The 20098-nt window shown below is 57.7% G+C and carries 16 protein-coding genes, 1 tRNA gene and 1 CRISPR repeat array; of the genes, 6 read left to right on the top strand and 11 right to left on the bottom strand.

The annotated features are described in order from the left end of the window. Window positions 1-95: 95 nt before the first annotated feature. The 4 genes from AB4072_RS05775 to AB4072_RS05790 form a co-directional block, all read right to left on the bottom strand. Entirely contained in the window at window positions 96-1157 is a 1062-nt protein-coding gene (locus AB4072_RS05775) for a DNA polymerase III subunit delta' (RefSeq protein WP_441966156.1), read from the bottom strand. Further along, window positions 1147-1824, bottom strand: a complete 678-nt coding sequence (gene tmk, locus AB4072_RS05780) for a dTMP kinase (RefSeq protein WP_441966157.1) — start codon at window positions 1822-1824, stop codon at window positions 1147-1149. Before tmk ends, AB4072_RS05775 begins: the two co-directional genes overlap by 11 nt. Then, window positions 1824-3056 (bottom strand): D-alanyl-D-alanine carboxypeptidase family protein, encoded by a 1233-nt coding sequence (locus AB4072_RS05785; protein WP_441966158.1) that lies wholly within the window; start codon window positions 3054-3056, stop codon window positions 1824-1826. The genes tmk and AB4072_RS05785 overlap by 1 nt, the downstream gene beginning before the upstream one ends. Before the next feature lie 86 nt (window positions 3057-3142). Beyond that, a complete protein-coding gene (locus AB4072_RS05790; protein WP_441966159.1) occupies window positions 3143-4168 on the bottom strand; it encodes a septal ring lytic transglycosylase RlpA family protein in 1026 nt (341 codons plus the stop codon). Window positions 4169-4637: 469 nt separating this feature from the next. Here AB4072_RS05790 and AB4072_RS05795 point away from each other — a divergent pair. After that, window positions 4638-4727 (top strand) — tRNA-Ser (locus tag AB4072_RS05795). 295 nt (window positions 4728-5022) lie between these two features. Further along, window positions 5023-5322: direct repeats of the CRISPR family, unit length 36 nt; unit sequence AGCTTAGCAGCTGAGAGATCGTGGTCCAGCGGCAAC. Between the two features lie 216 nt (window positions 5323-5538). On the opposite strand, the gene AB4072_RS05800 is transcribed toward AB4072_RS05795, so the two are convergent. The 4 genes from AB4072_RS05800 to AB4072_RS05815 all read right to left on the bottom strand — a co-directional run bounded on the left by AB4072_RS05800 (window position 5539) and on the right by AB4072_RS05815 (window position 9668). Continuing rightward, window positions 5539-7389 carry a glycoside hydrolase family 113 gene (locus AB4072_RS05800; protein ID WP_441966161.1) on the bottom strand — a complete coding sequence of 617 codons (1851 nt, stop codon included), beginning with the start codon at window positions 7387-7389 and terminating at the stop codon, window positions 5539-5541. Between the two features lie 174 nt (window positions 7390-7563). Then, a complete protein-coding gene (locus AB4072_RS05805; RefSeq protein ID WP_441966162.1) occupies window positions 7564-8340 on the bottom strand; it encodes a molybdopterin-binding protein in 777 nt (258 codons plus the stop codon). Beyond that, window positions 8337-9185 (bottom strand): cytochrome b/b6 domain-containing protein, encoded by an 849-nt coding sequence (locus AB4072_RS05810; protein ID WP_441966163.1) that lies wholly within the window; start codon window positions 9183-9185, stop codon window positions 8337-8339. Before AB4072_RS05810 ends, AB4072_RS05805 begins: the two co-directional genes overlap by 4 nt. A gap of 144 nt (window positions 9186-9329) precedes the next feature. Next, complete coding sequence (locus tag AB4072_RS05815; RefSeq protein ID WP_441966165.1) at window positions 9330-9668, bottom strand: phasin family protein; 339 nt, start codon at window positions 9666-9668, stop codon at window positions 9330-9332. A gap of 201 nt (window positions 9669-9869) precedes the next feature. Between AB4072_RS05815 and AB4072_RS05820 the strand changes: the two genes are divergently transcribed. Together AB4072_RS05820 and AB4072_RS05825 are read left to right on the top strand one after the other, a co-directional pair. Further along, entirely contained in the window at window positions 9870-10799 is a 930-nt protein-coding gene (locus tag AB4072_RS05820; RefSeq protein ID WP_441966167.1) for a hypothetical protein, read from the top strand. A 604-nt stretch (window positions 10800-11403) separates the two neighbouring features. Continuing rightward, window positions 11404-12348 (top strand): ABC transporter ATP-binding protein, encoded by a 945-nt coding sequence (locus AB4072_RS05825; protein ID WP_441966169.1) that lies wholly within the window; start codon window positions 11404-11406, stop codon window positions 12346-12348. A gap of 36 nt (window positions 12349-12384) precedes the next feature. Here the strand turns inward: AB4072_RS05825 and AB4072_RS05830 are convergent, their stop codons facing one another. Further along, entirely contained in the window at window positions 12385-13116 is a 732-nt protein-coding gene (locus AB4072_RS05830; RefSeq protein WP_441966170.1) for a response regulator, read from the bottom strand. A 129-nt stretch (window positions 13117-13245) separates the two neighbouring features. On the opposite strand from AB4072_RS05830, the gene AB4072_RS05835 reads away from it, so the two are divergent. Together AB4072_RS05835 and AB4072_RS05840 are read left to right on the top strand one after the other, a co-directional pair. Then, window positions 13246-13971: a Crp/Fnr family transcriptional regulator gene (locus AB4072_RS05835; RefSeq protein ID WP_441966172.1), complete on the top strand. Its 726-nt coding sequence runs from the start codon at window positions 13246-13248 to the stop codon at window positions 13969-13971. A 160-nt stretch (window positions 13972-14131) separates the two neighbouring features. Continuing rightward, window positions 14132-14569, top strand: a complete 438-nt coding sequence (locus AB4072_RS05840) for a universal stress protein (RefSeq protein ID WP_441966174.1) — start codon at window positions 14132-14134, stop codon at window positions 14567-14569. A 17-nt stretch (window positions 14570-14586) separates the two neighbouring features. Here the strand turns inward: AB4072_RS05840 and AB4072_RS05845 are convergent, their stop codons facing one another. Next, a complete protein-coding gene (locus tag AB4072_RS05845; RefSeq protein ID WP_441966175.1) occupies window positions 14587-16932 on the bottom strand; it encodes a PAS domain S-box protein in 2346 nt (781 codons plus the stop codon). 102 nt (window positions 16933-17034) lie between these two features. Next, entirely contained in the window at window positions 17035-18339 is a 1305-nt protein-coding gene (locus AB4072_RS05850) for an NRAMP family divalent metal transporter (protein WP_441966177.1), read from the bottom strand. Between the two features lie 405 nt (window positions 18340-18744). On the opposite strand from AB4072_RS05850, the gene rimO reads away from it, so the two are divergent. Further along, complete coding sequence (gene rimO / locus AB4072_RS05855) at window positions 18745-20061, top strand: 30S ribosomal protein S12 methylthiotransferase RimO (RefSeq protein WP_441966179.1); 1317 nt, start codon at window positions 18745-18747, stop codon at window positions 20059-20061. The last annotated feature ends 37 nt before the right edge of the window (window positions 20062-20098 follow it).

The following is a 20098-nucleotide window of genomic DNA, read 5'->3' on the forward strand; positions in this document are numbered from 1 at the left end:
GTTCGCCCGGATCATGCGGCACCAAATCTAGAGCTTGATCGTGTTTCAAGCAGCCATGATCTAGCTCTAGGAACTGCTTTGAACCCAATCATGCTCTAGGCCGCTCTCCGAACCGCTTCAGCAAGATCGTCGAATAGCGCCAGGATGAATGGGCGGCGGTCGAGGTTGTAGACATCGATCTCGCGCGCCGAGCGGGCGATCTTGTCACACACCTCCACCAGCGGCGCAAGGCGGGAAGCGCCGAGATGCGCCTTCTCATGGAGCTTGTCGCTGACCCAGCGATGAATGGTCTCCAGAGTCAGTTCATAGTTTTCATCGGCATCGCGACGGGCAAGTCCTTCGGCGAGTGCGATGAACTGTTTGGTATCGGTGCCGGGAAGTGTGTCGAGAAGCGACATGACACGGTCGATAGAGGCGACCTTGTCGGCATCCAGCAATTCGAGCGTCCGGCGGGCGGACCCTTCGCTCAAGGCGATGGCGCGGCTCAAGACGCCCTCCTCCGTGTCGCTCCAGGGAGAGCCGAGGGAGCCGATCACCGATTTAATGTCCGGTTCGCTCAGAGACCGCAGCAACAGGCGGCGGCAGCGGGAACGAATGGTCGGGAGCAGCCGTTGCGGCGCATGGCTCACGATCAGAAAGATCGAGCGCGGAGGCGGTTCCTCGATGACCTTCAGAAGTGCGTTCGCACTGGCGATGGTGAGATCGTCCGCACTGTCGACGATGCAGACGCGGTAACCGCCATTTGCGGCGGTGGACGAGAACATACCAAGCGCTTTGCGAACGGCGTCGACCGGTATCGTGGCGGATGCGGCTTTCTTGTCCGTGCCCGGAGCGCGGCGCAGGACCGCGAGGTTGGGGTGGGATAACGCGGCGACCTGATGAGCGGCGCGCGACGCTTGCGAAACGTCCAGGCTCGCCGGGGCCTCAGCACGAGGATCGAGATCGAGAACCGCCCGCGCGACCCGATAGGCCAGGGTCGCCTTGCCGATGCCCTGCGGGCCGCCGATCAGCCAGGCATGGTGGAGCCGCCCGCTACGCAGCCCCTCCAGAAAGGCCGCCTCGCCTTCTCTATGCCCGAAGAACGCGAGTTGCTCACGCGGATGCCTCACCCCTTCCAGGCGATCCGTCTCGACGTTGTCCTCGGTGTCACGAGCCATGAGCTACGGCATCCCTTGAAGCAGCCGCGAGTTGCGGAAGTCTCCCCTGTATAGCCCTCCAGATCGAAGCCTCGACCTCGTCCGGATCGTGATCCGCATCAATGACCACGCACCGTCCAGGCTCGTTCGCCGCTATATCGAGATAGGCTTGGCGAAGCCTCTCATGGAAGGCAAGCCCTTCCCCTTCAAAGCGGTCGACCCTCTCTCCGTTGCCTTCGCGCCTCAGGTCGGCGCGCCGTAATCCGGCCTCGACCGGAAGATCGAGGATCAGCGTGAGGTTCGGCTTGTTGTTGCCGACGACGACCCTTTCTATGCCTTCTATCAAATGCTTATCGACGTTTCCTGATGCGCCTTGGTAAGCCCTCGTCGAGTCGGAAAACCGATCGCAGAGCACATGAATGCCCTTCATGAGCGCTGGGCGGATCGTATGCTCCAGGTGATCGAAGCGGGCGGCATAGAAAAGCAGCGCCTCGGCGAATGCGCCGAAAGGCTTTGCGCCTCCGCTCAGGAGAAAAGCCCGGATTTCCTCGGCCCGCGGAGAGCCGCCCGGCTCGCGCGTCACGATGACGGATTGCCCGCGCTCTTCGAGGCGCCGACGCAGACGGTCGATCTGGGTCGATTTTCCCGCGCCCTCGCCGCCTTCAAAGGTAATGAAAAAGCCCGTCATCAGATCCGGTGAGCGATGCTCGAAAATGCTTTCGAAAAGGTGCGGCGCGCCCAACCGGTGCTGACTTCAACCAGGCCGTCGAGCGCGCGTTGTGTGAGTGTTCCTACCCCGACATCGTCCGCTGCATAAAGCGGAATCTCAAGCGCCAGAACGTTACCCCTATTAATCTGAAGACGGGCGACTTTGGCCCCTTTGACAATCGGCGCCGTCAGAGGACCTGTATAAACGATATGTGCCGTAAGACGCTCGTTGTCGCCGCGCGGCATCAGAATACGGACGGGCTTCATGGCCGCCAACGGCAACGCCCCTTGCGACCCGCCAAAGACTTGGGCCTCGCCGACAACATCGGTTGCGGAAAAGATCGCGCGGGATTCAAACGAGCGGAAGCCCCACTCCAGAAGCTTTCGGGCCTCGCTTTCGCGGTCGCGGGCACTCTTCATGCTTGCGACCACGATGATCAGGCGTTGCTCGTTTTGAACAGCCGAACCGATCAGCCCATAACCGGATTCCTCAATATAGCCGGTCTTGAGGCCATCGGCACCGATACCCATTGCAAGCAAAGGATTTCGGTTCTTCTGGCGTATCTTGTTCCAGGTGAATTCCTCTTCCCCGAACATCTTGTAGAGATTCGGATAAGTCTCAATGACATGCAAAGCGAGTTTGGCGAGATCGCGCGCCGTAACTTTCTGCTCGGGGTCGAAATAGCCGGTTGAATTGCGGAAAGTTGAACCGGTCAGACCGATCTGTTGCGCCCGCTCGTTCATGAGCCTCGCAAAATTCTCTTCCGTGCCCGAAATCCCCTCCGCAATGGCGATGGCGGCATCATTGCCGGATTGGACTATCAGGCCACGCAGCAGGTCTTCCAGCCGAACCGTGCTGTGCACCTTCGCGAACATGGCGGAGCCGCCAGAGGGCGCCCCACCCTTTCGCCACGCATTCTCCGAAACGGTGAACTCTTTATCGAAATTCAAACGCCCATTTTTGATTTCATTGAAGACGACTTCGGCCGTCATGGTCTTGACCATGCTGGCGGGCTCAATCGGTTCGTCTGCGTTCTTTTCGAAGAGGACGGACCGCGTATCCGCGTCAATGAGAATGGCCACGGGGGCGGACGTCTGAAAGCTCTGCGCAGCGGCCGAACGAGCGCCTGCAAGCGATGCCGCGACAGCGACACCTAAAATCAGAATACAAACTGGAGATGTTCGACCAAGACCCCACCGCGAAAACCACATGACCGCATCTCCCCCAAGGGAAAGATGAATCTGTGGTCGAAGCTCGCGTAAATCAACGAGCTTGCGGCAAATCTAGCTATTTTGTCCTAGCGCGTGACGAACTTGGACTGATCAAGCGCACCAAAGGTTTCGCCACGGTGGAACTTCTGCGCGGTCGGCTCAGGCGCAGCATAGTACAGACCCGCGACCATCGGACGGGACGGCGGCAGCACGTTCACGTTGGCGGAAGAAACCACCATGGGAACCGGTGTTGCGGCACCCGGAATCGTACCGAGATCGAAGGGACGCTCGGGCGGCAACGGAATCAGGCTGACAGCCGTGCTCCGAAGCACTGGCGCGGACGGCGTAGCCGGAACGTTAGGCCCTGCCTCGGCTACCTCGTCGTTGGCTTCAAAGCTCTGGACCGCAATCGTCTCGCGGACCGGGGCCGGACGCGGAGTGGCGGCAGCTAGCATGGTTGGACCACTGCTGGTCAGGCTAGCCGGCTGCCCGTCTGTTCTCAGGCTGGCCAGAAGAATTCTATCGTCGCTGCCATTGACCGAAGCCCGGCCAACGTAGTCGACGCGAACGCGCGCGGTACCCGAGCGCTTGAAGCCAAGTGCGTCGGCGGCCCGCTCGGACACGTCGACAATCCGGTTGCCGTGATACGGGCCGCGATCATTGACGCGGACAATCATCGAATGGCCGTTCGCCATATTGGTGACGCGCGCATAGCTGGGGAGAGGCATCGTCGGGTGAGCTGCCGCGACAGAGGCGCGATCAAAAACCTCGCCATTCGCCGTCAACCGCCCGTGGAAATTCACGCCATACCACGAGGCAAGGCCTTCGCGGCTGTAGTTTTGATTTTCGCCCGGAACGTAAGTTTTTCCGGCAACGGTATAGGGCTTTCCGACCAATTGCCGCCCCCCGCCCTTCGGAACAGGCTCCCCATCGCGCACGACGCGCGGGCTGGCGGCGACGCCGTATTTCGAGTCGATGCCCCCATTCTTGGAGCAATTGGCGACGGCCAGGGCAATGAGAGTCACACCAGCCAGGCGAAACAGGGTGGAACTTGCAAAAGAGGCCGCAACCTCCTTCGAGCCTTTGGTTGAATCGGCGCGATCAAAAATCATACCGTCCGCATTCCCTAATCCGACCGAATGGTCCCGGCGAGCCAATGTGCTGGAAAATGGATTCCGGCACGATGCAATCTGGCGCTAAGGAAATGTTAAAGAGCCGAGCTTGTCAATGCCCAAGCTTCAAGCAGGCTATTATAAGGTGAATAAGAGGTTGTTCTTAAGCTTCCAGCGCAGCGAGCGGCAAGTCGAATCAAGCGGATTCATGACCCGCTCTCCACAAGATCCTCCGGGTAGGCCCGCGATAACGTTCAGTTGGCTCTACGTGACCATTCACAATTGTCCCGTACTCACGCGAACCCCTTTAAGCGAAAGCCCTCTCCCGCAGTGAGGCGCCATGGACCGAGCCAGAAATCTCTTGACGTTCCGCCCGCCGCCTTTAAGGCGTAATCTGAAATCACGCGTGCTGGAGCTCTGTCTCCTGTTTTCTGCCGAGAAGCCCTTCGGGCCTTCGCCGGAACCCTATGGAGGGGTGGCCGAGTGGTTTAAGGCAGCGGTCTTGAAAACCGCCGTGCGGGCAACCGTACCGTGGGTTCGAATCCCACCCCCTCCGCCAATGCTTTCGTCTAAGCTTTAGTTTTTATCGAGGCGTTCAACTTCCAGGAAGACGACCTGAGGCCAGCAAGGAGCGAATCGTCGATATCGCGACTCATGGCCGATCAGGGCGATGCTCACATTCTTACCTTACACCGACCGGCAGTATGAAAATATCGTCCGATTTTCGGGCCAGCGCCGTAAACGACAGCGGAAAAACCCTGATCAGTTCGCCCTAATTTCTAGAGGTCCAGCGATTTTTATCTGCAGCCGAGGCGCCGTTACCTCATATTTTTCAATGAGATAACGGCGTGTCCAGCTTAGCAGCTGAGAGATCGTGGTCCAGCGGCAACTGACCGACACCGGCGGCAACTACACGGCTGAGCTTAGCAGCTGAGAGATCGTGGTCCAGCGGCAACGAGCAGGATGCGGCGCTGCAAGCCGTGATCAGCTTAGCAGCTGAGAGATCGTGGTCCAGCGGCAACTCGGCCTATCGCGCGCCGGTAACTTTGAGAAGCTTAGCAGCTGAAAGATCGTGGTCCAGCGGCAACCGCCCTCCGCCTCAGCCTGAGAGGCAAAGTAGCTTAGCAGCTGAGAGATCGTGGTCCAGCGGCAACCGGGGCGGCTCACATACGAGCTTAGCAGCTGAGAGATCGTGGTCCAGCGGCAACCTTGGCCAGGTTCTCAAGGTCTCGGTCGCTAGCTTAGCAGCTGAGAGATCGTGGTCCGCACCGATATCGCGTGATGAGCCCGTCTTCACCCGCGTCGTCAGCGCTCCCAAAAAATAAAGGGCGCCAATGGCGCCCTTTTTGTTCACGCTTCGCGAGTGCACGTCAGATGACGTAGAAGTCCTTGTAAGTCATTTTGAGGTTCTTGGAGAGCTTCGCAATCTGAACCTGTGCTGACGAGCCCGTACCGTCCGCATCATAATACAGCGCGCCGGTCTTCTTGTTGTAGATGATGTGGTCGTCGGCATCGTGGGCTTTCGTGCCGATAGCGAACTCGCTCGCCTTCAGGACGCCCTTCTTGGCCAACCCCTTGAAGATCGACTTGGCAAGATGGATCGTATCATCTCGGGCAGAAAAATCCGTGATCGTGTCGATGTTGGTTTTCTTGCTCGGCTTCGTGTCGAATACGAAGATGTCCTTGCCTGTCCCACCGCTCAAGGTGTCGTTGCCAGCGCCGCCATAGAGCTTATCGTTACCCGCCTCGCCGCTCAAAACGTCATTGCCGCCGTAGCCGAAAATGACATCGTTACCGGCTTCTCCGGTCAACGTATCTGCGCCCGGAGTACCCTTGAGCTTCAGAGGAGCGGTCTCGACGACATTCGCCACGGTAAAGGTGAAGATCTTCGTCGCAGAAAGGCCGGACGGATCCTTGACCGTCACAGTCAGGCTGTAGCTCTTCTTCGTCTCGTAATCGAGAGCGCCGGTAAGAACCACGTTCTTGCCGTCTATGCGGAACGGGCCATCCGTGGTGTCGATGCTATAGGTGAGATTGTCTCCATCCGGGTCCGTGGCCGACAGTGTCGCGACAATGGTCGAGACGAGCGCGTCCTCCCTGACCTCTTGGTTCGAAATTTTGAGATCTGTCGGCGCCCGGTTGGTGCCGGACATCTTCATATACTGCTCGATGATCGCATCGGCCGGCTTGCCGTGCGTGTAGTAACCGTCATCAGGGCTGGGATCAGCGGGGTATTCGCTGGCGTCGTAGTTCCAAAGCCAATATCCCGCAACCCAATCCTTATTGGCCGCATCGGTAATGATCTTGAAAAAGGCCCGGAACATATCGGCTTGCTCGGCAAGATCGATCTCACCATCGCCCCATCTCCAGGGATCGTAGTTGCTTCCGTTGATGCTGCGGAAACCTGTTTCGGTGAAGATCAGTTTCTTGCCAGCCTGCTCGGCAATCCTTTTGAGAGCCTCGATGGCTGAGATGTTCTCGCCAAATCGGGCTTCAATGGGATCACGAACGTGGGAGAACTGCGAGGGTTTGGTCCACCCGTCGATAAGCTGCTGAACAGTCGGATTTTCGAGGTCGGTAAAGCTGATGTAAGGATTGGCTCCGACGTAATCCAGCTTATCCCAGAAGCTTACAGTCAGCGCTTCAGTCCAGGTCGCTGCATAAGTGAGCTTCCCGTGATACTCCTGCCGGACCGCCGAGATGATATCGAGCCAGTATTCGCGATATTCGGGCCCGGTCATGCTTTCGCATTCGTTGCCGATCGCAAATGTCGAAATGCCCTGTGCTTCAGCAAATCGCGCGTAGTGAAGGGCGGATTCTTTGTATGATGCAAACCATTTGTCCGCCCAAGCCTTCGCCTGCGCCGGCGTGGAGCCTTCCGGCGGACCGATCAGCGCATTCCATTCTTCGGTCTGAATATTCACGTGCATCTTGAGGATGACCTCAAGTCCACGTTGTTTGGCGAAATTGACCGAATAGCTGATCGAGTCATCGCTTTCGGTGCGTGGAGCGCCGTCTTCGTTGAAGCCGCCGGGCTCGTCATTGTCTCGATAGATACGAGTGGAGTTAAGCGTGTCCATATAGACTGTCGGCACGAGCACCACTTGAGAAGCGCCATCGCCCTTCATCAATTGGATGTTGTTCTCGGACCATTCCATCCGATAGTTGCCGTCCCACCACGACGGTATGCTCTCGGCTTGATATTCAAACAATCTGCTCATGTTTCAGCTTTCCTCGGGGCGACGCAGTACGTTGATGCGCCCCCACCCGGCGACGAGATGCAAAGGCGTCCTACGCGAGCTGAAATTCTAAAGCCCTCTTCGCCTCGCGCATCCTTCGTTCAGCCAGGGTCCACTGTCGCAAGGATGGGTTTTATTGGAACGTGAGCTTCGGTCTCAAATGCCAGCATACCATTCGTAGCCGCGGTCTTCCCAATAGCCGCCTTTTCCTCCCGCGATTCCAGCAAGGCTATCGGTCATCTGGATGCGCATGAGGTACTTGGCGTGCTTGTATCCAAGCTGTCGCTCAACGCGCAGTCGCAAAGGCGCTCCGTGGGCTACGGGCAGATCGTCCCCGTTCATACCGTAGGCAAGGATGGTCTGAGGGTGAAAGGCGTCGATGAGATCGAGGCTCTCATAATACTGCCCGCTTCCATCGGGCGTCTCTTCCAGAGAGTCGGCGCAGTACAGCACGGCATAGCGGGCGTTTGGCAACAGACCCGCGCTCTGCAGAACGAGACCGAGCGGGACGCCGGTCCATTTGCCGATGGCACTCCACCCTTCAACGCAGTCATGCCGTGTTATTTGTGTGCGGGACGGAAACCGTTTGAGATCTGCAAGGGATAGGCTCAGCGGATGACTGACCAGCCCATCGACCACCAACCGCCATTCGGCAAAATTGTTGTCCATCAGGCGCGCGTATTCTTCCCCGTCCGGCATGTTCGTTCCATTGACCTTGAATACGGGAGAAAGATCGGCCTCGGTATATTCGCGCGCCAAAGCTCCTTTCGATAGAAGTGCGCGCTGCGTCGCCTTCGTGACAGATTCTGCCATTTCGAGGATGTGCTGCACGCGCTCGTCCTGCGTGAGGCGATCGCACCCGCTGAGTAACAGTGCCCCCGCTCCTGCCGTCGAAAGCCTGAGGAAGCGACGCCGGGACAATACCATTGTCATGAGGGCGGCCTCTCCGGTTTAATGGCGTAGTAGCCCGTGATCATGGAACGCATGTTGTTCCAGACCCCGGAAACCAGCACCATGGCAATGTGAACGGCGACGAATGTTACGATCAGCGACGCGGTGATGAAATGGATGGTCCGCGCCGATTGGCGCCCCCCGAAAAGATCCAGCATCAAGGGAAACGCTGCGTTGACACCCGGTGACATGGTGAGGCCCGTTGCCACCATGAGCGGCAACAGCACGAAGAGGACGACCAGATACGTCATTTTCTGAAGCGAATTGTAGCGCCGCGCTTCCTGGCCTCGGGGAAATCTCAGACGTGCGTGATCGGCGATTTCTAGAACCAGATGATGCGCCGTGAGCTGATCGCGATTGGGCTTGAGATCGCGACGGAAATGTCCTGCTCCGATCCCGTAGAGCATATAGAGAAGCCCATTGGTCACGAACAACCAAGCGAAGAAGAAATGCCATCGGCGGCCACCCGCGAGATCCTGATAGCTTGGAATGGTCAGCCACGCAGGGAAAGCGCGCGGGTAAAGCTCGCCTCGTACCTCCGATGCGCCCAGAAACCCTGTCGTTGGAATGACGAGAGAGCCTACACGCGTCACGCCGCTGATGCTGTTGCCGTTCTCCAGAGTCTCGATCGAAAGCGCAGCATGGTCGTGATCGGCACCGTATTTACCCCAGTAGAGGCGCGGATGCGCATTGAAGATCTGCAATCCACTCAATAGAAGGAAGGTAATGCAGATCACATTGATCCAATGGGTCACGCGTACCGTAACCGCGTGCCGATAGACGAATGAATCTTCAGTCGGCGCCGGCACCTGGTCCTGCTCTTCCATCGGTCGCGACCCTCTAGGTCCCGCATATTATGCGATGCCGCTCTCGTCACTTGAAGGGCGGCATCTCTCTCAACGATCACTTCTTCAGCTTCATCTGCACTGCATGCTTCAGGCATTCATCATCGCGCCCGATGAACGGAGCTCTTACAAATTTCTGTTTTGAGCGTCGCTGCTTCCAGATTTTGTATAGATAGTGATCATCTTGGTGACCTCCGAGCTATAATCGCGAAGGGTCTCCTCGATCCAGCGGGACTGAATCTCGGCGGCATCCGTCAGGTTCTTACTGCTCAGGATCTTGCGCATTGTGTCGCTGTCTTTCTCAAGGCGCTTGGATACGAAGTCGACCATCTCGCGCTGAGAGTCACGGGCCGCGGTCAGCCAGGTCCCCATTCCATCCACCAATGCTCGACTGTTGCCAGCGACGAGAGAATTGTCGGCGATATGGTGCACGTTCGATGTTCCCGTCTTTTTGAGAGTTGTCATGGTTCGTCCTCCTGAACAAAACGCTCGTACTTCGGAAACGAACGGGTCGCGCCGCCACCTGTTCCAAGTCGCTCGAGCCGAATTCTGTCGCATACCGAGACGAGTTGTTCTGAGGACCTCATGAATGAGCTGAGCCGACGTCTCGTTCGGGTCGGTGCCGCGCTCCTTCGCTTACCACGTGACGCGCTATGACGCTGCGGCGTGCTAGTTCGTGATATCGTAACACTTTACAAGAGGTTGTATTGGTGCGTTATTGTCGCAATACCTGCGATGCCGAAACGGAATGCGCCTCTAACTCTACTGGAGGGTGAATTGCGAAAAAGCCTCGTCTGGGCGGCGCTTGTCGTCGGTGTCGGGTTTGGTTCCCTGCCCGGAAAAGTGACCGCCGCCGATCTTACGCTTAGGATGCAACCAGCCCCTTCTCCCTCCCCGTCGTCAGGCTGGGCGTTTCAAGCAACAATGTATGGCTGGGCAACCTCGCTCGATGGAGATGTAGGGATACGCAACCTTCCCAGCGTCAAAGTCGACGCGTCTTTTACCGACATTTTCGAGCACCTGGACGGCGCCTTCATGGGCTCTTTTCTGGCCAAGAATGGCGATTGGATGATCCTGACCGATCTCGTCTGGTCGCAATTGTCCAATGACGCGACCTTGAAGATCGCCAATGAACCGACGGTCAAGTTCAAACAGCGCATGCTGATTGCCTCAGCCATAGCGGGCTACCGGCTGCCTCTCGGCAATCCGGATGTGGACTTAAGCCTGACGGCTGGTGTGCGCTATCAACGACTTACAGCTGAGACAACGGTCATTCCGGGAGTGGTTCCTATCAGTCTGACTGGATCCCAGACGAAGGACTGGGTTGATCCCGTCGTCGGTCTGGTTCTGCAATACCGCATTGACGAGCGCTGGTTCGTCAATGCCCTCGCCGATATCGGCGGCTTTGGCGTCGGCTCGCAACTCACCTCACAGGGATTCCTTGCCGTCGGGTACAAATGGACGGAAGCAATTTCAACCGCTGTCGGCTACCGCGCGCTTTACACCAATTATAAATCCAGCAGCGATGAAACTGGAAGTTTTCGATATGACACCACGATGCACGGGCCTTTCATGAGTCTTGCGTTCCATTTTTGACGCCTGAACATGTCGAGGCATGCCTCACGAGCGGTTCGGTTAGTGAAAAGTGACAGGGGCGGCAGATGCCATTTTGTAGGGAAAGAGACTTTCGATTGACAAGGATCAATGTGACGTCAGTGGCCTTCCTTTTAAGGTAATTTTATTCACACAGGAGCGGGCATGTCGGGACACGGGGATATCGTTTCGGGATTGAGCTTCCAACCGCAGACTTCTGTTGCGGCTGTCGATCGTTCTCAGGACCGGACTGGTCCAGCAGGGCACAGCGAGCTGCTTCTTGCATTCAACCTTTTCAGACGGAGGTTTGCGGCGGATATCGTATGCGCCGTTCCCGAGGACAGGCGTGTGCCGGGGTTCATCCGAGGCGACGATTGGTATTTCGCGGGAAAAATTGAACCGCGTGGACGGCGTATCCCCGGGTTCGATCTTTCCGCGGCGAGAGAGTCATCGGCGCGTCTTGGGTTCTATCTTTTTCAAACCTGGGGCGACATCGTGTCGGATGAGACGCGGTGGCAAAATGTGCCACCTGTTCAGGCGATGCAAACCATGACGGGATATAACGGCCTCTGATCTGCTCGGATGGCCGGCGTGGAGCGGCGTTCCGATGAATCCTGCCGTGGCTCGCCACCGAACGCATCTCCCCCAGACCCTCTTTGGTCTCGTTGTGCGTGTGAGCCGAAACGATCAGGTGTGGCTCGCCGTTCTCTCCGTGCTGGTCTTCGTTGTCGGAGTGGCGCCCTTGGAACTTCAGCGCCGCATCGTCAACGACGCCTTCAAGGGAAATAGCTACGGTCCTATAGCACTATTGTGCACACTCTATCTTTGTTTTGCGCTGACCGAAGGGCTGTTGAAGCTTGTTCTAAATGTTTATCGCGGACGTGTCAGCGAGAGTGCGGTGAGATGGCTGCGTTCAATGATCCTCCATCACACTCAGCCCGAGCGGACGGTAGAGCTTCGCGGGATCGAAATGTCGATGGTGCTGGCGGAGGCCGATCCCATTGGCGGGTTTATCGGGTTGAGTGTCTCCGAACCTGTCCTCCAGGGTGGAGTTCTCATCAGCACGCTGACCTATCTTGTGTATCTTCAGCCATTAATGGGCATCATTACATTCGCAGTGCTGTGCCCGCAGGTTTTCTTCATTCCCGTCATACAGAGCGCGATCAATCGCCGGGTTCAGACCCGCATAGCGACATTGCGCGATGTCAGCGGCTCCATGCTCGGCGGGGACAAGGTGGAACCTATCCAACGGCGGAGGCTTAGAAACGTTTTTACGCTAAACGTGAGTGTATACCGGTTGAAATTCGCCATGAATTTTTTCATGAACCTGCTCAACCACCTCGGAATTACAGCCATTCTCGCTCTTGGTGGGTACTTCGTGGTCAAAGGGCAGACGGAGATCGGCACCGTCGTGGCCTTTGTTTCCGGACTGGCCCGGATCAACGATCCCTGGGGGGATCTCGTGAACTGGTTTCGCGATCTCAGAATGACCCAGGCGAAATATGAGTTGGTGTACGGCGCGGTCGAGAAAGGCCGTGTGGCTTCACTTTAGCGGCCGTCGAAAGCCGAAATGCGCACAGTGGGGCGATCAGGAATCGCTGAACTTGTCGCGACCTTTCACCTCGGCTGCAAAAACATATCCCACCCCGCGAACGGATTTGATGAAGGCAGGATGCTTCGGATCCGGTTCGATCTTTTTCCTCAGACGAACCACCTGCGCGTCGATGGTTCGCTCGAACGCGCTCAGACCTCGTCCCTTCGTGATGCCCATCAAACGGTCTCGATGCAGCACGTGCTGAGCGTTTGTTGCGAGCGCTGTCAGAAGGTTGAATTCACCGCTCGTCAAAACGACCTCCTTGCCATCGGGTGCCGTTAAGCGCCTCCGGCCGAAATCGAGCGACCAGCCTTCGAACTCGACAATTCCGCTTTGCGTAGATGTCTCGTTCGACGCTGGCGTCACCCGTCGCACAAGACTGCGAATGCGGGCTAGCACTTCACGCAGATGAAACGGCTTCGCAACGTAGTCGTCCGCGCCCATTTCCAACCCGATCACCCGGTCGACCATATCGTTGCGCCCGGTGAGCATGATGATGCCGATCGACGGATTGCTTTGTCGGATCTCGTGAGCGAGAGCGAGACCGTCCTCGCCGGGCAAAACGAGGTCCAGGAGGACAATGTCTACGGGGTCCTTGGACAGCGCGTCGCGCAGGGCCTGCCCGTTTTCCGCCGCGCTGACGTGAAACCCTTCCTCCAACAGATAGCGTGAAAGCATCTGCCGGATACGCAAGTCGTCATCGACGATGAGAACATGCGGGTTCATGTGAGGCCGCCTTAGAGTGCGTCCGTTACATTTCGTTACACAACCTTACCGTTTCTCATCAGAGCGCCACGAAAGAGTTGTATCGCATTTTCTACTCTGGGCTGTCCAAAGGCAAGACAGGAGGCTCCCATGGCCGATCTCGCGTGCCCGGATACGTATTCGCCTCTTACATATCTCGACAAAACGGGCCGAACCTTAAGGCAGTTTTTCCAAGAGCAGCCATCGGAAAATTTTCGGGCTGGGCAGACTGTATTTTGGGAGGGTGATGATGCTTCCAGTATCGTCCAGGTCGTTCAAGGTGTCCTGCGCCTGTATCGGATACTGCCAGATGGCCACCGCGCAATAACCGGGTTTGTTTTTCCAGGAGAAGTAAGAGGCGTCGCTTTTCACCAAACCTGTCTCTATACTGCGGAGGCGATCACCGATGCCCGCATTCGGCGTTACTCGTGTACGCGTCTTCGGAGATGCGCGGCAGAGGATCCCGTTTTGCGACAGGACATCGCCGCCGCGATTTCCGACGAGTTTTTACAGGCCCATGAGCAAATCGTGGTGCTGGGGTGCAAGAGTGCCGAAGAACGGGTCGCAAGCTTTCTTCTCATGATCGCGCGCAGAACTGGCAGCTTTGCATCGAGCCCGGTCGAGATCGGCGTCCCTATGACGCGCCTCGATATGGCAGACTGCCTGGGTCTGACCATCGAAACCGTTTGCCGGGTCGTCGCCAAGCTGAAGCGTTTGGATCTGGTTTCGTTCAAAGGCCGCAATCTCGCAATCCTCCATGCGCCTGCCGCCCTCGCAAACTTCGCTGGAGAAGATGTGCTCGATGGCTGCCTAGACGCCCCTGCCCTCGCCTCCTGACGTCAGCAACTCCCGCCTCTTGAGCGGATTGCGTCTCCGATTCCTGGCCTGCGAACTCATCCTTGCGAAAAATCAAACTTACGCTCGGTTGCGGGATTAACATCCTAACTTGCGCGCCCCCACGAGGAGGCCCCCTGGCGTCGCCAGAAAGGAACCTGCCATGTACACGAAGCTTCTCATCGCCACGGACGGTTCGCCTCTCTCAAAACGGGCTATCGAGCATGGGGTCGGGCTGGCAAAGGCTATTGGGGCCAGCGTCTGTTTCGTCACGGTCACCGACCGTTTTCATATCTTCACGCTCGAAACGGAACAGTTGGAAGGGACGCGGGCGAGTTTTCGAAAGGAAATGCGAGAGCAAGCTTCGCTCAGGTTCGCGGAGGCTTCTCGTATCGCGGAATCGCAAGGCGTCCAATTCACGAAAGTCCAACTCGAGGAAGACGAGCCCTATCTCGGCATCATCTCAACGGCGCAGAGACAGGCATGTGACCTCATCGTGATGGCCTCGCATGGCCGCAGCGGCGTCTCCGCTTTTCTGCTGGGCAGCGAGACGACCAAGGTCCTCACGCATTCACAGCTTCCCGTTCTTGTCGTCCATTGATGGTGAAATGATCCTCATCAAGACTGGAGATCCTCGGCGGCTTCGTTTCCCAAGATCTGTGCCAGCGTGCGCGCCAACTCGGCCGCCGTGTAGGGCTTCCTGAGTAGTTGTGTATCGTCCGACAACCCATGCTTGATCAGCTCCGGTTCGGCGTATCCCGATGTCAACAGAACCTTAAGACCTGGGCGCTTGGCGCGAACGTGTGCGGCAAGATCCTTTCCGTTCATACCCCCTGGCATGATCATGTCCGTGAAAAGCAGATTGAGTTCCGGATGAGCGTCGATCATTCCAAGGGCCTCTGGTCCATTCGCGGCTTCAAGGACGTTGTATCCGAGTTCGCGCAAGCGCCTGATCGTCAGCCTCCGCACACGCGCCTCGTCCTCGACAACCATAATCGTCTCGCCATGTGGGGTACGAATCTCAGGGGACACTGTCAGTGGAACGGCTTTCTCGGCAGTTTCCTGCTGCGCCGCTGAAAACGCATTCGGCAAGTAGAGCCGAACGGTCGTGCCGATTCCCGGTTCGCTGTAGATCTCGGCGTGGCCGCCCGATTGTTTGGCGAAGCCGTACACCATCGACAGGCCAAGGCCCGTTCCTGCTCCGACGTTCTTTGTTGTGAAAAAAGGTTCGAACGCTCGCTCTGCGACCGCACGAGACATACCGCTCCCGGTATCGGTGATCGAAATCGAAATATAACGGCCAGGGAGCATGTCCGAACGCAGCAGAACATCACCTTGATCGAATTCAATATTCTCGACGCCGATGGTCAATCGTCCGCCACCCGGCATGGCGTCGCGGGCGTTGATGGCAAGGTTCAGGATCGCATTTTGCAGTTGTCCCGGATCGACGAGCGCATGGAACGCGGTCAGCGTCGACCGGAGACTGATTTCGATATTCTCGCCTAAAGTGCGGTGCAGCAGCGGCATGAGGCTTTCCAGGAGATGCCCGACATCCGTAATCTGCGGATGCAACGGTCCACGACGACTGAAAGCGAGCAACCGTTCAGTCAGCTCCGCCCCATATTCGGTCGTTTGTAACGCTTCTCTGATGAGCGCGAGGTCCCTCGGCGCCGACAGACGCCGTTCCAGCATCTCGAGATTGCCGAGAATGACCGTCAGAAGGTTATTGAAATCATGGGCTATTCCGCCCGAGAGCTGCCCGACGGCTTCCATCTTCTGGGCTTGCCTGAGTTCCTGTTCCATACGTTGCTTCGATGTGAGATCGCGAATGAAGCCAGTGAACAATCTGGGGCGGTCACTCAGAACCTCGCCGACGGACAACTCGATGGGAAAGATCGTGCCATCCTTGCGACGGGCGCTTACCACACGACCAATTCCAATGATGCGTCGTTCACCGGTCCGGAGATAATGTTCGAGATAGCGGTCGTGCCCTTCGCGGTAGGGCGATGGCATCAGAATACTCACATTCCGCCCGACAACCTCTTCCGCCCGATAGCCGAAAAGAATCTCCGCCGAACGACTGAACGTCTCGATGAGGCCGTTCTGATAAATCGTGATGAGCGCTTCCGGCGCGGTGTCGAGAATGGGTCGCAGGCGTGCTTCTCGCTCCTGGAGCTCAGCTTCCGCTGCCTTCTTCGCAGAAATGTCCTCGATGACGGAAACGAAGTATTCGGGTTTTCCATCAGCGTTGCGGACGAGGGAAACGGTCAGATGGGCCCAAAGAATTGACCCGTTGCGCCGGATATAGCGCTTGTCCAACGAGTAGCGGGGAATATGGCCATCGAGAACCGCGCGCACGCGTTCAAGATCCACATCGAGATCGTCGGGATGTGTGATGGTTTGAAACGTACGCTCGTGGAATTCACTGTGCGAGTAGCCGAGAAGATCGCAATAGCGATCGTTGATCCTTAAAAACCGTCCGTCCAGCGCCACGTGGGCTATGCCGACGGCCGCCTGTTCGAACGTAGCGCGAAATTGGCGCTCGCTTTCCAGCAAGGCCTCGTCGGTATTCTGCTGACGCGTCGTATCGACTGCGATCAACGCAAGCCCGATGATCCGCCCGTCTTCATCTCGCAGGGGTTGGGCCGATATGTCGTAGACGATCGTGCCGGCCGGTCGTACGACTTTGACGACTTCGCGGTGACCTGCCGGCTTATCGAGGGCTCGCCACTTGAATGCGAGAAGCTCGGTCGCGGCTTCAGATGGCAGGAATTCATCATCTCTTCGCCCAAGTATGTCCGATATTTGAATGCCGGCGAAGGGGCTTGAAAGCCAGAGGTACCGGAGGTCCCGGTCGCAGACGCAGGTCACAATTCCCGCCAGACCACTCAAGCGCGAGAGGTTCTCGGAGCGAAGCAGCGCTCGTAGTTGTGCCGTGTCGCCTGGCATGGTTCCGCGATCCATGTAACGGCTGCCGAAGCTGCGCCTTGTCGAAAATGGTACTCGCCCACCAACCTGCCAGTTTGATATTTCTCAGCCTGGGCCGAGAAGCCTTTCGAGCGTGAATTAGAACAATGTCGCGAGCATGCCGATGACCGCGATGGTCATCATGCCGGTCGATAGCCAGCCTATCCAGCGCAGCCTGCCGCGTATGGCGAAGCGCCCCATGATGTCGGTGCGCGCTGCTATGAACATCATCGTCACCATCACCGGAACGGCGACGACACCGTTGATCACCGCGGTCCAGAAGAGAGCCTTGATCGGGTTGATGTCGGTAAAATTGATGATCATTCCGACGAGAGTGGCAAGCGCGACCGTTCCGTAAAATGCTTTTGCTTCCTGCAATCTGCGTGAGAACCCGATAGGCCAACGGCGTGCTTCGCCGATTGCGTAAGCCGCCGAGCCTCCAAGCACGGGAACGGCCAACAGACCAGTTCCGATGATCCCGAGACTGAAGATCCAGAATGCAAAACGACCGGCAACCGGACGAAGCGCCTCGGCAGCCTGGGCAGAGGTTTGAATATCGGTGATGCCGTTGGCATGCAGATAAGCTGCGGTCGTCACGATGATTGCCAGGGCGACGAGATTTGAGAAGGCCATTCCAACGGCGGTGTCGAGCTTGATGCGCTGCAAAGCCGCCTTGCCCTGCTCAGGTGCATCCATCAGATCCTTACGGAGAGGATAGGCCTCGATGTCCTCGGCCTCCTCCGAGGATTGCCAGAAGAACAGATAAGGACTGATCGTTGTGCCGAGCACGGCGACGATGGTCGTCAGATATTCGGTTTCCCATTTTAGGCGGGGGATGAAGAAGTTCTGCGCAAATTCCACCCAATTCACACGAGCCGTCATAACCGCCGCCAAATAGGCAAACAGGGCGAGCGTGAGCCATTTCAGGACGCTGACATAGCTCGTGTATTGGAGAAAGACCTGCATGTAGATGCAAATCCCAGCGAAGAAGAGAATATAGAGCGGCTTGGGACCGGGGAGCAGAAGATGGACCGCATCCGCCATCGCACCGAGATCAGCGCCCAGATTTATCGTGTTCGCCACGAGCAGCAGAATGACGATGATCTGGAGGAGCCAGTTCGGGTAATGCATGCGGAGCACACCGGCGATCCCATGGCCGGTCGTGCGGCCTATGCGAGCGCTGATCATCTGGATTGCGACCATCAGAGGGTAAGTGAAAAGCATGGTCCAGGAGAGCCCATACCCGAACTGGGCTCCTGCCTGGCTGTAAGTCGCGATGCCACTCGGGTCATCGTCGGAGGCCCCGGTGATCAGGCCGGGGCCTAGAACTTCGAGGAAACGAGGCTTTGTCTGCGGGACGAGAGGGCTCAGTCTTTCCGGATCCTTGTCCTCGGCAGATGGCATGACGAACCTCGCAATTCCGATTTGTCAGCTATGAGATAGGGCGCCGGTGGCGGAAGGACCTTCCAGACAGCGACAACGTGAAGGCGCCGGTCTCGGGGTTATCGCCCCCCCGGGGTCTTGGACATTCTTGCGTTACAGGACCCGGACGTGCTACGAGCGCGACCAAAGTTGGCGCAAAAACCTTTATGAATTCAGCGCTTGCGGTGCCTTTCAGGCGATCTTGTCGCGCCCTGATTTCGCACCGATCAAGCTCTGGAGCATGATCAGAACAAGTGGAAACCGGTTGTTCGCCCGGATCATGCGGCAATAAGGAATCTAGAACTTGATCGTGTTTCAAAGAGACACGATCAAGTTCTAGGGGACTGCCTCGTGCCTCAAACAAAGTTTTAAGACTGGATCCGGCGGATGAATGCTCCCGCGCCTAAAGTATCGTTCGTTTCTCTCGGTTGCCCTAAGGCGTTGGTGGATTCCGAGCGCATCATCACGCAGCTTCGCGCTCAAGGTTACGAACTGACCAAGAAGCATGATGGGGCTGACGTGGTCATCGTGAACACCTGCGGGTTTCTCGACAGCGCCAAAGCCGAGTCGCTCGATGCCATCGGTCAAGCCATGTCCGAGAACGGCAAGGTGATCGTCACCGGCTGCATGGGTGCGGAGCCCGAGCAGATCCGCGACCGTTTTCCGAATGTCCTCGCGATCACCGGGCCGCAGCAATACGAGACGGTCGTCTCAGCGGTTCACGAGGCCGCCCCGCCGGCGCACGACCCGTTCGTCGATCTGGTGCCGCCGCAGGGCGTCAAACTCACCCCGCGCCACTACGCCTATCTGAAGATCTCTGAAGGCTGCAACAACCGCTGCTCCTTCTGCATCATCCCCAAGCTGCGCGGCGATCTGGTCAGCCGTCCCATCGGAGACGTGCTACGCGAGGCCGAGCGCCTCGCCAAGGCAGGCGTGAAGGAACTGCTCGTCATCTCGCAGGACACGAGCGCCTACGGCCTCGATATCAAGTATCAACCGAGCCTTTGGCAGGACCGTGAAGTCCGCACCCGTTTCTTCGAATTGGCGAAGGAACTGGGTGAGCTCGGAATGTGGATCCGTATGCATTACGTCTATCCCTACCCTCACGTGGATGAAGTCATTCCGCTGATGGCCGAGGGCAAGATCCTGCCGTACCTCGACATTCCCTTCCAGCACGCATCCCCCTCAGTGTTGAAGGCCATGCGTCGTCCGGCCCATCAGGAAAAGACACTGGAGCGCATTCACAAGTGGCGCGAGATATGCCCGGATCTCGCCATCCGCTCCACGTTCATCGTCGGCTTCCCTGGCGAGACGGAAGAGGATGTGGACTTTCTCCTGGAATGGCTGCGCGAAGCGAAGCTCGATCGTGTCGGCTGCTTCCGCTACGAGCCGGTGACGGGCGCCCCCGCCAACGAGATCGCCGGAGCCGTGCCGCAGGAGGCCAAGGACGAGCGCTGGCACCGCTTCATGAAGACGCAGAAGGACGTCAGCGCCAAATTGCTCAAGGCCAAGGTCGGCAAGCGTCTGCCCGTCATCATCGACGAGGCTGGCGCGACGGTCGCCAAAGGCCGCTCGAAATACGACGCGCCGGAAATCGACGGCACCGTCTACGTCGCTTCCCGCCGCCCCCTGCGCGCCGGCGATATCGTCAGCGTGAAGATCGAGCGCTCGGACGAGTACGACCTGCACGGCGTGGCGGTTTAGGCTCATCAGAACTCTTCCCGCTGCCGTCATGGGCCGG

This window comes from Microvirga sp. 2MCAF38 (assembly GCF_052115485.1).
Lineage (GTDB): Bacteria > Pseudomonadota > Alphaproteobacteria > Rhizobiales > Beijerinckiaceae > Microvirga.